General features: G+C 64.7%; 12 protein-coding genes. 10 read left to right on the forward strand and 2 right to left on the reverse strand.

All coding sequences use genetic code 11. From position 1 onward, the window contains the following. Positions 1 to 28 precede the first annotated feature (28 nt). The 7 genes from RX327_RS04450 (at position 29) to phoB (ending at position 7,038) form a co-directional block, all read left to right on the forward strand. Entirely contained in the window at positions 29 to 1,342 is a 1,314-nt protein-coding gene (locus tag RX327_RS04450) for an ATP-binding protein (protein ID WP_317249586.1), read from the forward strand. Positions 1,343 to 1,477: 135 nt separating this feature from the next. Then, positions 1,478 to 2,488: a phosphate ABC transporter substrate-binding protein PstS gene (pstS, locus tag RX327_RS04455; protein WP_317249587.1), complete on the forward strand. Its 1,011-nt coding sequence runs from the start codon at positions 1,478 to 1,480 to the stop codon at positions 2,486 to 2,488. A 229-nt stretch (positions 2,489 to 2,717) separates the two neighbouring features. Beyond that, positions 2,718 to 3,707 carry a phosphate ABC transporter permease subunit PstC gene (pstC, locus tag RX327_RS04460; protein ID WP_317249588.1) on the forward strand — a complete coding sequence of 330 codons (990 nt, stop codon included), beginning with the start codon at positions 2,718 to 2,720 and terminating at the stop codon, positions 3,705 to 3,707. A gap of 4 nt (positions 3,708 to 3,711) precedes the next feature. After that, a complete protein-coding gene (gene pstA, locus RX327_RS04465; RefSeq protein WP_317249589.1) occupies positions 3,712 to 4,560 on the forward strand; it encodes a phosphate ABC transporter permease PstA in 849 nt (282 codons plus the stop codon). After that, positions 4,557 to 5,375 carry a phosphate ABC transporter ATP-binding protein PstB gene (gene pstB, locus RX327_RS04470; protein WP_317249590.1) on the forward strand — a complete coding sequence of 273 codons (819 nt, stop codon included), beginning with the start codon at positions 4,557 to 4,559 and terminating at the stop codon, positions 5,373 to 5,375. The genes pstA and pstB overlap by 4 nt, the downstream gene beginning before the upstream one ends. 106 nt (positions 5,376 to 5,481) lie before the next feature. After that, positions 5,482 to 6,198, forward strand: coding sequence for a phosphate signaling complex protein PhoU (gene phoU / locus RX327_RS04475; protein ID WP_317249591.1), 717 nt, complete (start codon positions 5,482 to 5,484; stop codon positions 6,196 to 6,198). A gap of 129 nt (positions 6,199 to 6,327) precedes the next feature. Then, positions 6,328 to 7,038, forward strand: coding sequence for a phosphate regulon transcriptional regulator PhoB (gene phoB, locus RX327_RS04480; protein ID WP_317249592.1), 711 nt, complete (start codon positions 6,328 to 6,330; stop codon positions 7,036 to 7,038). A gap of 43 nt (positions 7,039 to 7,081) precedes the next feature. On the opposite strand, the gene RX327_RS04485 is transcribed toward phoB, so the two are convergent. Both RX327_RS04485 and RX327_RS04490 read right to left on the reverse strand, forming a co-directional pair. After that, a complete protein-coding gene (locus tag RX327_RS04485) occupies positions 7,082 to 8,023 on the reverse strand; it encodes an IS110 family transposase (protein WP_283089494.1) in 942 nt (313 codons plus the stop codon). A gap of 347 nt (positions 8,024 to 8,370) precedes the next feature. Continuing rightward, positions 8,371 to 8,883, reverse strand: a complete 513-nt coding sequence (locus RX327_RS04490; protein WP_317249593.1) for a GcrA family cell cycle regulator — start codon at positions 8,881 to 8,883, stop codon at positions 8,371 to 8,373. A gap of 486 nt (positions 8,884 to 9,369) precedes the next feature. Here RX327_RS04490 and RX327_RS04495 point away from each other — a divergent pair, with 486 nt between their 5' ends. From RX327_RS04495 to RX327_RS04505, 3 genes are all read left to right on the forward strand, one after another. After that, positions 9,370 to 10,578 (forward strand): aspartate aminotransferase family protein, encoded by a 1,209-nt coding sequence (locus tag RX327_RS04495; RefSeq protein ID WP_317249594.1) that lies wholly within the window; start codon positions 9,370 to 9,372, stop codon positions 10,576 to 10,578. Next, on the forward strand, positions 10,578 to 11,501 hold the full coding sequence (argF, locus tag RX327_RS04500; protein WP_317249595.1) for an ornithine carbamoyltransferase: 924 nt from the start codon (positions 10,578 to 10,580) through the stop codon (positions 11,499 to 11,501). The genes RX327_RS04495 and argF overlap by 1 nt, the downstream gene beginning before the upstream one ends. A gap of 196 nt (positions 11,502 to 11,697) precedes the next feature. Continuing rightward, complete coding sequence (locus tag RX327_RS04505) at positions 11,698 to 12,702, forward strand: Hsp33 family molecular chaperone (RefSeq protein WP_317249596.1); 1,005 nt, start codon at positions 11,698 to 11,700, stop codon at positions 12,700 to 12,702. Positions 12,703 to 12,751: the final 49 nt, after the last annotated feature.

Here is a 12,751-nt window from a genome sequence, read left to right on the forward strand (position 1 = left end):
ATGAACCGACGGGATGAAAGCCGCCGCGATGGCAATTGACGATTCGCATTCCTCCATCTTCTCGCCCTGGCCCGACCGGTTGCGCCATTCCGCGCTGATCCTGCTTGCCGCAGCGCTGGCCTTGAGCGTGGTGGTCGCGCTCGGCGAGTTGTCGCTGGTGCGCGCCTGCGCCGTGTTCGTCTGCATCGCGGCCGCGGCGCTGGTGCCGTGGCGGCTGCATGATGCCGGAACCTCGCGCGAGGATGTCCGCGGCGTCAATCCGGTCGAGGCCGCCGCCGTCAGCGCGGTCGTCGCCGGCATGCCGGATCCGGCGGTGCTGCTCGACCGCGCCGGCCGCGTCATCCATCTCAACGCCGCGGCCGCCCAGCTGGCACCGGCGCTGCGCAGGAACGAGCTCGCCCAGTTCGCGCTGCGCTCGCCGGAGATCATCACGGCGCTGCGCGAGGCGATCGCCACCACCGAGCCGCGGCGCGCGACCTATCTCGACCATGTTCCGGTCGATCGCTGGATGGAGCTCATGATCACGCCGGTTCCGGTGCCGACCAGCTTCGGCGGCGCCGACAAATGCATGCTGATGACCTTCCACGACCAGACCCCGCTGCGCCGGGTCGAGGAGATGCGCGCCGATTTCGTCGCCAATGCCAGCCACGAGCTGCGCACCCCGCTGGCCGCGCTGTCGGGCTTCATCGACACGCTCCAGGGCCAGGCCAAGGACGATCCCAAGGCGCGCGAGCGCTTCCTCGGTATCATGCACAACCAGGCCACGCGCATGGCGCGCCTGATCGACGATCTGCTGTCGCTGTCGCGGGTCGAGCTGTCGGCCCATGTCCGGCCCGACACCCTGGTCGACCTCATACCGATCATCCGCCAGGTCGCCGACGGGCTCGAGCCGCTGGCGCGCGAGCGCCAGGTCGAGGTGGAGATCGATCTGCCGGAGCTGCCGGTGATGATCGCGGGGGACCGCGAGGAACTGCTCCGCCTGTTCGAGAACCTGATCGAGAACGCGCTCAAATACGGCGCCTCCGGCGGACGCGTCATCGTGTCGCTGAATCAGGCCGTTTCGGGCGCATCGGGCGAGGGGGCTCCGGAAATCCGGGTCCTGGTCCGCGATTTCGGCCCCGGCATCGCGCCCGAGCACCTGCCGCGGCTGACCGAGCGCTTCTACCGGGTGGACGTCGGCGACAGCCGCTCGCAAGGCGGGACCGGGCTCGGATTATCGTTGGTGAAACATATTCTTAACCGTCATCGCGGCCGGCTTCTGATCGAGAGCGTGCCCAGGCAGGGCGCCACTTTCACGGCGTGTTTTCCCCAGGCGAAGACCCCGTTACCAACTCAAAGTTAAGCGTTTTCAGAAGCTTAGCGCTGTCATCCAACTGTCATCCAACCTTCGTAAAAGCAGCACCGACCGCTCCTAGATGGACCGGCGTGAGCGCGATCGGGCGCATTCGGCGCTTCGCTCACAGGATGGAGACCACCCATGAATTTCATCAAAGCAATCGTCGCAGCCGGCATGATCGCCGCTTCGACGGCAGCCTTTGCGGCCGACATCACCGGCGCCGGCGCGACGTTCCCGTTCCCGCTCTATTCGAAGTGGGCTGACGCCTACAAGAAGGAGACCGGCAACGGTCTGAACTACCAGTCGATCGGTTCGGGCGGCGGCATCAAGCAGATCCAGGCCAAGACGGTGACCTTCGGCGCCACCGACGCGCCGCTCAAGCACGAGCAGCTCGAGAAGGACGGTCTCGTGCAGTGGCCGATGGTAATGGGCGCGATAGTCCCGGTCGTGAACCTCGAAGGCATCAAACCGGGTGACCTGGTCCTGTCGGGCGAAGTGCTCGGCGACATCTATCTCGGCAAGATCACCAAGTGGAATGACGCGGCGATCGCCAAGCTCAATCCGAAGCTGACCCTGCCGGGCGATGCGATCACCGTCGTGCGCCGTTCGGATGGTTCGGGCACCACCTTCAACTTCACCGACTATCTCTCCAAGTCGAATGCCGAGTGGAAGTCGAAGGTCGGTGCCGGTACCGCGGTCGAGTGGCCAACGGGTGTTGGCGCCAAAGGCAATGAAGGCGTCGCGGGCAATGTCAGCCAGACCAAGAACTCGATCGGCTATGTCGAGTATGCCTATGCCAAGCAAAACAAGCTGACCTACGGTGCCCTGATCAACAAGTCTGGTAAGACCGTGCAGCCGACTGTTGCGGCCTTCCAGGCTGCAGCCGCCAACGCCGACTGGGCCGGCTCCAAGAACTACTATGTGATCCTGACCGACCAGCCCGGTGAGACGTCGTGGCCGATTACCGGCGCGACCTTCATCTTGATGCACAAGGATGCGACCGACAAGGCGGCGTCCCAGGAAGCCATCAAGTTCTTCAAGTGGGCGTTCGAGAAGGGCGACAAGGCGGCCGAAGAGCTCGACTACATCCCGATGCCGGACTCGGTCGTCAAGCTGATCGAGAAGACCTGGTCGTCGGACATCAAGAGCTAAGTCCGACGCTGCGACAGGACCTGTGCCGACTCGATCGAGGCACAGGTCGAGCGACCAAGACCCGGTCTCCATCACCGCGGCAACAAGCGCGGGATCGAGGCCGGGGTTCGCGCCTCAAGGGGCGTGGCTGGAACGACGACGCCCGGCCAAATGCGTCAGTGAAGATCGCTTCGGGGCGTAGCGGTTTGCGTGGCTTTTGCATACTAAAGAGGGGATTGGCGTGGCAGACATGGCTGTTCAGAGCGATGTGATGGAAGCCGCGGGACCGTATGATCGCGCCAAGGCCTTGGGCGCGTTCAAGCTCGGTGACATCACCTTCTACTGGATCACGCGGCTTTCCGCGATCTCGGTGCTGCTGATCCTCGGCGGCATCATCATTTCGCTGATCGTGGGCGCCCTCCCGGCGATCAAGGAATACGGCCTGTCGTTCCTGTGGACGCAGCGCTGGGCCCCTTCGGCCGATCCGCCCGTGCTCGGCGCGCTCGGGCCGATGTACGGCACGCTCGTCACCTCCTTCATCGCGATGCTGATCGCCATTCCCGTCGGGCTTGGCATCGCGATCTTCCTCACCGAGCTCTGTCCGCAATGGCTGCGCCGCCCGATCGGCATGGCGATCGAGCTGCTCGCCGGCATTCCCTCGATCATCTACGGCATGTGGGGCTTCTTCGTGCTGGGCCCGTTCCTGGCCAACACCTTCCAGCCCTTCATGATCAAGGTGTTCGACGGCGTGCCCGTGCTCGGCGCGATCTTCGCAGGTCCCCCGTCCTATCTCAGCCTGTTCAATGCCGCGCTGATCCTCGCCATCATGGTGCTGCCCTTCATCACTTCGATCTCGGTCGACGTGTTCAAGACGGTGCCGCCGGTGCTGAAGGAAGCCGCCTACGGCGTCGGCTGCACCACGTGGGAAGTCGTGCGCAGCGTGGTGATCCCGTATACCCGCGTCGGCATCATCGGCGGCGTCATGCTGGCGCTGGGCCGCGCGCTCGGCGAGACGATGGCGGTGACTTTCATCATCGGCAATTCGTTCCGCATCTCCTCGTCGATCTTCGCTCCGGGCACCACGATCTCGGCGGCGATCGCATCCGAGTTCGCCGAGAGCGACGGCCTGCACCAGTCCGGCCTGATCCTGCTCGGCCTGCTCCTGTTCGTGCTGACGTTCTTCGTGCTCGCAGCCGCGCGGCTGATGCTGATGCGCCTGGAAACCAAGGCCGGAAAGTGAAGCCATGAACCCGATCTATAATTCGCGCCGCCGCCGCTGGGACATCGTCATCCGCGGCCTCTGCATCGGCGCCGCGCTGTTCGGCGTCACCTGGCTGGCCCTGATCCTGATCACGCTGCTCTATAACGGCCTTGCCGGCCTCAGCGTGCAGCTGTTCACCCAGAACACGCCGCCGCCCGGATCGACCGAGGGCGGCCTGCGCAACGCCATCGTCGGCTCGGTGATCATGACCGTGATCGGCGTCGGCATTGGCGCGCCGCTCGGCATGTTCGCCGGCACCTATCTCGCCGAGTACGGCCGCAACGACAAGCTGACCTCAGTGATCCGCTTCATCAACGACATCCTCTTGTCGGCGCCCTCGATCATCATCGGCCTGTTCATCTACGGTGCGGTCGTGGTTCCGATGCGAGGCTTCTCGGCCATCGCCGGCGCGCTGGCGCTCGCCGTGATCGTGATCCCGGTGGTGGTGCGCACCACGGAGGACATGCTGCTGCTGGTGCCGAACCCGCTGCGTGAGGCGGCCTCCGCGCTCGGTCTGCCGCGTTCGCTGGTGATCAAGCGCATCGCCTACCGTGCGGCGCGCTCGGGCCTCATCACCGGCGTGCTGCTGGCCACGGCTCGCGTCGCGGGCGAGACCGCGCCGCTGCTGTTTACGGCGCTGTCGAACCAATTCTTCAGCCTCGGCCTGGACAAGACGATGGCCAACCTGCCGGTGACCATCAACAACTTCGTGCAGAGCCCCTACGCCTACTGGAAGCAACTCGCCTGGAGCGGCGCGCTGCTGATCACATTCACCGTGCTCGCGTTGAATATCGGCGCGCGTATCCTTGGTGCCGAAAGGGCCGCAAAATGACCGAGCTTTCTGTCTCCACGACTGCCGCGGGCCACGTTCCCCAGGTTCCGCTGCCGGAAGCGCCGCCGAAGGTCACCGCGCGCAACCTCAATTTCTACTACGGTGAGCACCATGCGCTGAAGAACATCAATCTGGCGCTGGGCACCAATCGCGTCACGGCCTTCATCGGCCCGTCCGGCTGCGGCAAGTCGACCCTGCTGCGCATCTTCAACCGGATGTACGACCTCTACCCGGGCCAGCGCGCCACCGGCCAGCTGTTGCTCGACCACACCAACATGCTCGACCCCAAGCTCGACCTCAATCTGCTGCGCGCACGGGTCGGCATGGTGTTCCAGAAGCCGACCCCGTTCCCGATGACGATCTACGAGAACATCGCCTTCGGCATCCGCCTCTACGAGAAGATCTCGAAGTCCGAGATGGACGGTCGCGTGGAGAAGGCGCTGCGCGGCGGCGCGCTGTGGAACGAGGTCAAGGACAAGCTCAACGCCTCCGGCCTGTCGCTCTCCGGCGGCCAGCAGCAGCGCCTCTGCATTGCCCGCACCGTCGCGGTGCGGCCCGAGGTGATCCTGTTCGACGAGCCGTGCTCGGCGCTCGACCCGATCTCGACCGCCAAGGTCGAGGAGCTGATCCAGGAATTGTCCGAGAACTACACGATCGCGATCGTCACCCATAACATGCAGCAGGCGGCGCGCGTCTCCGACAAGACCGCCTTCATGTATCTCGGCGAGTTGATCGAGTTCGACGACACCAGCAAGATCTTCACGTCGCCGAGCGACCGGCGCACGCAGGATTACATCACCGGCCGGTTCGGCTGACCGGCGCATGATCCGGAAAAGTGGCAACCGGTTTTCCGATCAGGTCATGCTAAAATTCAGGACACGAAACCATGATCCCCGGGACCATGGTTGAGGGAGACAAGCCATGGGTTCTGAACATACCGCAAAGGCTTTCGATACCGACCTCCAGGAACTCACGCGCCTGGTCGCCGAGATGGGCGGCATCGCCGAGCGCATGATCGTCGATTCCGTCGACGCGCTGATCCGCCGCGACGTCACGCTCGGTCAGCGCGTCGTCGCCGCCGACATCGAGATCGACAATCTGCAGCGCAACATCGAGGAGCGCGCCGTGCTCACCATCGCCCGCCGCCAGCCGATGGCCGTCGATCTGCGCGAGATCGTCGGGGCCATGCGCGTTGCGACCGACCTCGAGCGGATCGGCGATCTCGCCAAGAACATGGGCAAGCGTGTCGCCGCGCTGGAGACCGACTTCCACCCGCTCAAGCTGTTCCGCGGCCTGGAGCACATGACCGACCTCGTGCAGCAGCAGGTCAAGTCGGTGCTGGACGCCTATGCCGCGCACGATCTGCCGGCGGCGATGGCGGTGTGGAAGGGCGACGAGGAAGTCGACGCCATCTGCACCTCGCTGTTCCGCGAACTCCTCACCTACATGATGGAGGATCCGCGCAACATCTCGTTCTGCATCCATCTGATGTTCTGTGCCAAGAACATCGAGCGGATCGGCGACCACGCCACCAACATCGCCGAGACCGTGTTCTACATGATCGAGGGCCAGGCGATCACCGACAAGCGGCCGAAGGGCGACATGACGACCTTCGCCACGACGGTGCCGGGCAGCTGAGGCTTGATCGGCAAGCGCGGAACCGGATTGTCCTTCGACAACTCGTTTCCGCGGGGACTATGCTCAAGGAAGTAAGCGTTTCGGTTTGCGTCTGGGCAACGGATCACCACAGAGAAAGAACTTAAACCGATGAGCGCACGCATTCTGGTAGTCGAAGACGAGGAAGCGCTGACGACGCTGTTGCGCTACAATCTCGATGCGGAAGGCTATGACGTCGAGACGGTGATGCGCGGCGATGATGCCGACACCCGCCTCAAGGAGCACATTCCCGATCTGATCGTGCTCGACTGGATGCTGCCGGGCCTGTCGGGCATCGAGCTGTGCCGGCGGCTGCGCACCCGTCCCGAAACCAAGCAGCTGCCGATCATTATGCTGACCGCGCGCGGCGAGGAAAGCGAGCGGGTGCGGGGACTTGCGACCGGTGCCGACGACTACATCGTCAAGCCGTTCTCGGTGCCGGAGCTGCTGGCCCGCGTGAAGGGCCTGCTCAGGCGCGCCAGCCCCGAGCGGCTCGCCACCGTGCTCGCCTATGGCGATATCGAGCTCGACCGCGACAAGCGCCGCGTGGCGCGTTCGGGCCGGCCGATCGATCTCGGCCCGACCGAATACCGTCTGCTGGAGTTCTTCCTGGAGCATCCCGGCCGCGTGTTCTCGCGCGAGCAGCTGCTCGACAGCGTCTGGGGCCGTGACATCTACATCGACGAGCGCACTGTCGACGTCCACATCGGCCGCCTGCGCAAGCTGCTCAATCTCGGCCGCGAGCAGGATCCGATCCGCACCGTCCGTGGCGCCGGTTATGCGCTGGACGATCGGTTTGCGAAGGCGGAGCCGCAGCCGTAACGGCCACAACTAGTGCGCAATTGCGCACGGGAGCCGGCAACTGTTATGTCGGCTTGGTCTGCAGGTAGGGCTTTCTGTCGCGCATCATGGCGTTGAGGACCGTTAGGAGCTTCCTGGCGACGGCAATGAGAGCGAGCTTGGCTGGTTTGCCGACCTGTCGCAGCCGCGCGTAGAAGGCCTTGAATGGATCGGCCCGACGAACCGCGTTCAGAGCCGCCATATAGAGGGCGTCACGAACGCGCTTTCGGCCGCCGGCGATCTTGCGTTTTCCACGGAAGGCGCCGCTGTCGACGTTGAAGGGGGCAAGGCCCGCGAGCGCGGCGATCTGCTTCGCTCCAACATGTCCAAGTTCCGGCATCTTCGCGATCAGCTGCATGCAAGCCACGGGACCCACGCCCGGCAGTGAGCGCATCAACCGCGCATCGTCCGCGATCTCCGGCTCGGCCTTGGTCAATGCGTTGATATCGGCCTCGATCTCGGCGATCTCGCCGTCGAGAACCTCAATGAGCCGACTGATCCGTTCGGCCATGGCGCGGTCGTCGGCCTCGCTGCGCCGGTTCTTCTCCTGCGCGCGCATGAGAACCAGTTGGTCCCGCCGTTTTGCAAGCCCTGCCAAAGCGTTGCGGGCGGGATTGGCGGCCCGCTCGGTTGCCGGCTGCATGACCCGGCCAAAGGCCGCCAGCATCCGTGCATCGATCGGATCGGTTTTGGCAAGTTGGCCGCTGGCCCGCGCAAAATCGCGAGCTCGAGCCGGATTGATCCGAGCGAAGCGGACACCGGCCTGGCTTAGGGCCTCGCGAAGCGCGAGGTCATAGGCGCCCGTGGCCTCGAAGACGACCAGCGCATCGCATCGCCAACGCGCCACCTGCTGTGTGATGGCCTGTGCCGCGTTGGCGATGCGCCTGGACACGCCGTCAGCTTCATCAAAGATATCGAGATGCTTCTTGGAGACGTCGATTCCGACATAACGAGGGGGTATGATCACGGTGCCTGTCCCTGTGATGCGAGGTCTGTTGGCGCAGCCTCGTGCAACTGTTCAGGTTGGTAATGGAACGGGCGGGAGGCCGAGCCGGCTCACGGCGTCAAGCGCCAAGGACCCAACGGCTTCCCGCCCAACCCATCCTGACAGACTTCCAAGACACAGGGACCCATAACCACGAATGGGCGTTGTTAGAGAGCCGTCTGGCCGCTTGCCGATTGCGCCGGCCGCGGCGTATGGGTCCCGGCATGCGCCGGGACGACGCTGGGCATATAGCCGAGCTACGTCACACAAAAAAATCCCCGCTTTCGCGGGGATTTGTTTTTGAGTTCTTCCGACGTTTTCCCGAGTGCTCACTTGATCTGCGGTTTCGCCGACGGCCGGCGGCGATCGGCGGCGGGCTGGTAGGCCACGCGCGAATGCTGGGCGCAGTAGGGCAGGCCGGAGAGCGCCTTGCCGCCGCAGAAGAAGAAATCCGGGCTCGATGGATCGCCGACCGGCCAGTGGCAGGTCGCCTCGTTCAGCTCCAGCAGTGACAGCCGCTGGCTCATCGGCACCACGTTGTCGTAGGTGACGGGTTCGGCCTCGACCTCGACCTCGAAGGCCTGCGCCAGCGCGGTGTTGCCGCGGGCAACGGGGCGGGTCACCCGCATCATGTGCTGCGCGGGGCGCGCCTTGCGCGGCCGGGGCGCTGCCGACGAAGGGCTCTTGGCGCGGCCGGACAAGCCGAGCCGGTGCACTTTGCCGATCACGGCATTGCGGGTCACATTGCCGAGCTCCGCCGCGATCTGGCTGGCCGAAAGTCCGGCCTCCCAGAGCTTTTTCAGCTGCTCGACGCGATCATCGGACCAGGTCAAAACCGTCATTGCATTCTTCCCTTCGCGTAGCGCCGGCCAATCGTTGGAGCGGCGCTGCGAGCCAATCTGGACAAATATCCCTGCGGCCAGAATCCCTTAGCCCTCGCCGGGCACGGTGTTGCGCCCGAACGTTTACGCGAGACACGAAGGCTACTTAGAGGGTCCAGTACCGCTGCACGAGATGTCGTATCTGACAGTCCAAACGCTACAATATGGCGTGACTCCCGCGCAAGAGTCCGCCGACTCGCGTCCACATGTTCCCACACAGTTAAGCAGTTCGATGAGGGTTTTCCACCGCACCGGAATGCTCCGGATTGCGCTCGTTTCGCATTGCAGGAAGGCCACTTCGTGGCGATTGACACTTACTGACCGCAGCATAGAATGCCCGCCACGTGCCGCCCGCAAAGGCGGCCGTTTTGTTTTCCGAAGCTGGCCGTTGCTGCGCTGGCGTCAAGGCGCGCGGCAATTGTCGGCTTCAAACCGTCAGTGATCGCCATGACCAACGCTGCCACGTCGCATCTGCTCCCCGTCTTCGCCAGGGTCGATCTCGGCTTCGAGCGCGGTGAGGGCGCCTGGCTGATCGCGACCAATGGCGATCGCTATCTCGATTTCACTTCCGGCGTGGCGGTGAATGCGCTCGGCCATGCGCATCCCACGCTGGTCAAGGCGTTGCAGGAGCAGGCGACGAAGCTCTGGCACATGTCGAACCTGTTCCAGAGCCCGGACGGCGAGAAGCTCGCGGCGCGTCTGTGCAATGAAAGTTTTGCCGACTTCGTATTCTTCTGCAATTCCGGTGCCGAGGCGCTGGAAGGCGTGATCAAGCTGGTGCGCCACCATCACTTCTCCAAGGGGCATCCTGAGCGCTATCGCTTGATCACATTCGAGGGCGCCTTCCATGGCCGCACGCTGGCGACGCTGGCCGCCACCGGTTCTGCAAAATATCTCGAGGGCTTCGGTCCGCCGATGGACGGCTTCGACCAGGTGCCACATGGCGACCTGGAAGCCGTGAAGAAGGCGATCGGCCCGAACACCGCCGGTATCCTGATCGAACCGATCCAGGGCGAGGGAGGCGTGCGTTCGGCACCGCCGGCGTTCCTCAAGGCGTTGCGCCAGCTTTGCGACGAGAAGGGCCTGCTGCTCGCCTTCGACGAGGTGCAGACCGGCATGGGCCGCACCGGCGAACTCTTTGCCTACAAGCGCACCGGCGTCGTGCCCGACGTGATGTCGCTTGCGAAGGCGCTCGGCGGCGGTTTCCCGATCGGCGCGGTGCTCGCCACCGCTGACGCTGCGCGCGGCATGGGGCCGGGCTCGCACGGTTCGACCTTCGGCGGCAATCCGCTCGCGATCTCGGCTGCGAACGCCGTGCTCGACGTCATGCTCAAGCCCGGCTTCTTCGATCACGTGCAGAAAATGTCGCTGTTGCTGAAGCAGAAGCTCGCCTCCGTGATCGATCGCCATCACGATGTCGTCAGCGAGGTGCGCGGCGAGGGGCTCCTGATCGGCATCAAGGCCGTGGTGCCCTCGGGCGATCTCGTCGCGGCGCTGCGCGCCGAAAAATTGCTCACCGTCGGAGCCGGCGACAATGTCGTGCGCTTCCTGCCGCCCTTGATCGTGACCGAGGCCGAGATCGATACGTCGATCACCGCGCTCGAGCGCGCCTGCGCGACATTGTCGGCGGCGCAGCCGAAGAAGGCGGCTGGATGATGAGCAAGCCGGTCCGTCACTTCCTCGACATCAACGAGCTGCCGCTCGGCGAGCTGCGCAACATGCTGTCCGCCGGAGCCGCCATGAAGGCGAAGCAGAAGGCGCACCAGCCGGTCAGGCCGCTCGAAGGCAAGACGCTGGCGATGATCTTCGAGCGGCCCTCGACGCGGACGCGGGTGTCGTTCGATGTCGCCATGCGCCAGCTCGGCGGCGAGCCCATCATGCTCACCGGCGCCGAGATGCAGCTCGGTCGCGGCGAGACCATCGCCGACACCGCGCGGGTGCTGTCGCGCTATGTCGATGCCATCATGATCCGCATCCTCAATCACGAGGCGCTGCTGGAACTTGCGGCCTATGCGACCGTGCCCGTGATCAACGGCCTGACGCGGCGGTCGCATCCCTGCCAGGTGATGGCCGACCTCATGACCTATGAGGAGCATCGCGGCCCGATCGAGGGCAAGACGGTGGCCTGGACCGGCGACGACAACAACGTGCTGGCGTCCTGGGCGCATGCCGCCGAGCGCTTCAAATTCCAGCTCAACGTCGCAACACCCCCGGAGCTCGCGCCGAAGAAGGCAATGCGCGACTGGATCAAGACGTCAGGGGCGCCGATCGTGCTCGGCACCGATCCGGAAGCCGCCGTGCGCGGCGCCGATTGCGTCGTCACCGACACCTGGGTGTCGATGGGCGACAAGGAGGGCGAGCACCGCCACAACGTGCTCAAGCCCTATCAGGTCAATGCCAAGCTGATGTCGCTGGCCAAGCCCGATGCGCTGTTCATGCACTGCCTGCCGGCCCATCGCGGCGAGGAGGTCACGGATGACGTGATCGACGGTCCGCAATCGGTCGTTTTCGACGAGGCCGAGAACCGCCTGCATGCGCAGAAGGGCATTCTGGCCTGGTGCTTCGACGCGGTCGCGTAGCGCCCATTCAATGCTGTCGTCCCGGCGAAGGGCGGGACCCACAACCACCGATGTAAATTTTGCGAAAGCTGGAGCCCCAGCTGAATGCAGCAACTCACATTGGTGGTTATGGGTCCCTGCTTTCGCAGTGACGACGGATAGATCCGTTCTGCTGAACCCCTTTCGTTTTGCGGTCCGAGACCCCAGATAGAGCGCCATGGTTTCACAATCCCCCGACATCAAAATCACGCCCGAGGCGCCGGTTCGCGCGCCCTCAGCGGTTCCTGTCGACGATGCCGTGCTGGCCTTCGAGGTCGGCGCGCTGGATCTGCGTGGCCGGCTAACCCGGCTCGGACCCGCGCTCGACGAGATCCTGCACAAGCACGATTATCCGCCCGCGGTCGGCAAGCTGCTCGGCGAGGCGATCGTGCTCACCACGCTGCTCGGGTCGTCGGTCAAGTTCGAGGGCCGCTTCATCCTGCAGACCCGGACCGACGGTCCGGTCTCGCTTCTGATCGTCGATTTCCAGGCGCCCGACCGGCTGCGCGCCTATGCGCGCTACGACGCATCGCGCCTCAAGAATGGCCAGAGCTCGGGCGAGCTGCTCGGCAAGGGCCACCTTGCGATGACCATCGATCAGGGCTCCAACACCAGCCGCTACCAGGGACTGGTCGCGCTCGACGGCGGCGGCCTGGAAGAGGCGGCCCATGAATATTTCCTGCGCTCGGAGCAGATCCCGACGCGCGTGCGCCTTGCGGTCGGCGAGGAGTGGCGCTCGAGCGACGGCGGCAAGCATCGCTGGCGGGCCGGGGGCATGCTGATGCAGTTTCTGCCGAAGGCGCCGGAGCGCGCCCGGCAGGCCGATCTGCATCCCGGCGATGCGCCTGAAGGCACGACCACGCATAGCGTGCCGGACGATGACGCCTGGGTCGAGGGCCAGTCGTTGATCTCGACGGTCGAAGACGTCGAGCTGATCGATCCCGAACTCTCGGGGGAGCGGCTGCTCTACCGTCTCTTCCACGAGCGCGGCGTGCGCGTGTTCAATCCGCAAACGGTCCTCAAGGCGCAGTGCTCCTGCTCGCGCAATGCGGTCGCCTCGATGCTCAAGAGCTTTTCGCCGGACGATCGTGCCGCAATGGTCAAGGACGACAAGGTCGTCGTCACCTGCGAGTTCTGCTCGTCGGTGTACCAGTTCACGCCGCAGGAAGCCGGCGTCGAGTAGGCGCGTTCGTCATCGTAGCCCGGATGAAGCGCAGCGAAATCCGGGGTCG

This window comes from Bradyrhizobium sp. BEA-2-5 (assembly GCF_032918025.1).
Taxonomy (GTDB): Bacteria; Pseudomonadota; Alphaproteobacteria; order Rhizobiales; family Xanthobacteraceae; genus Bradyrhizobium; species Bradyrhizobium pachyrhizi.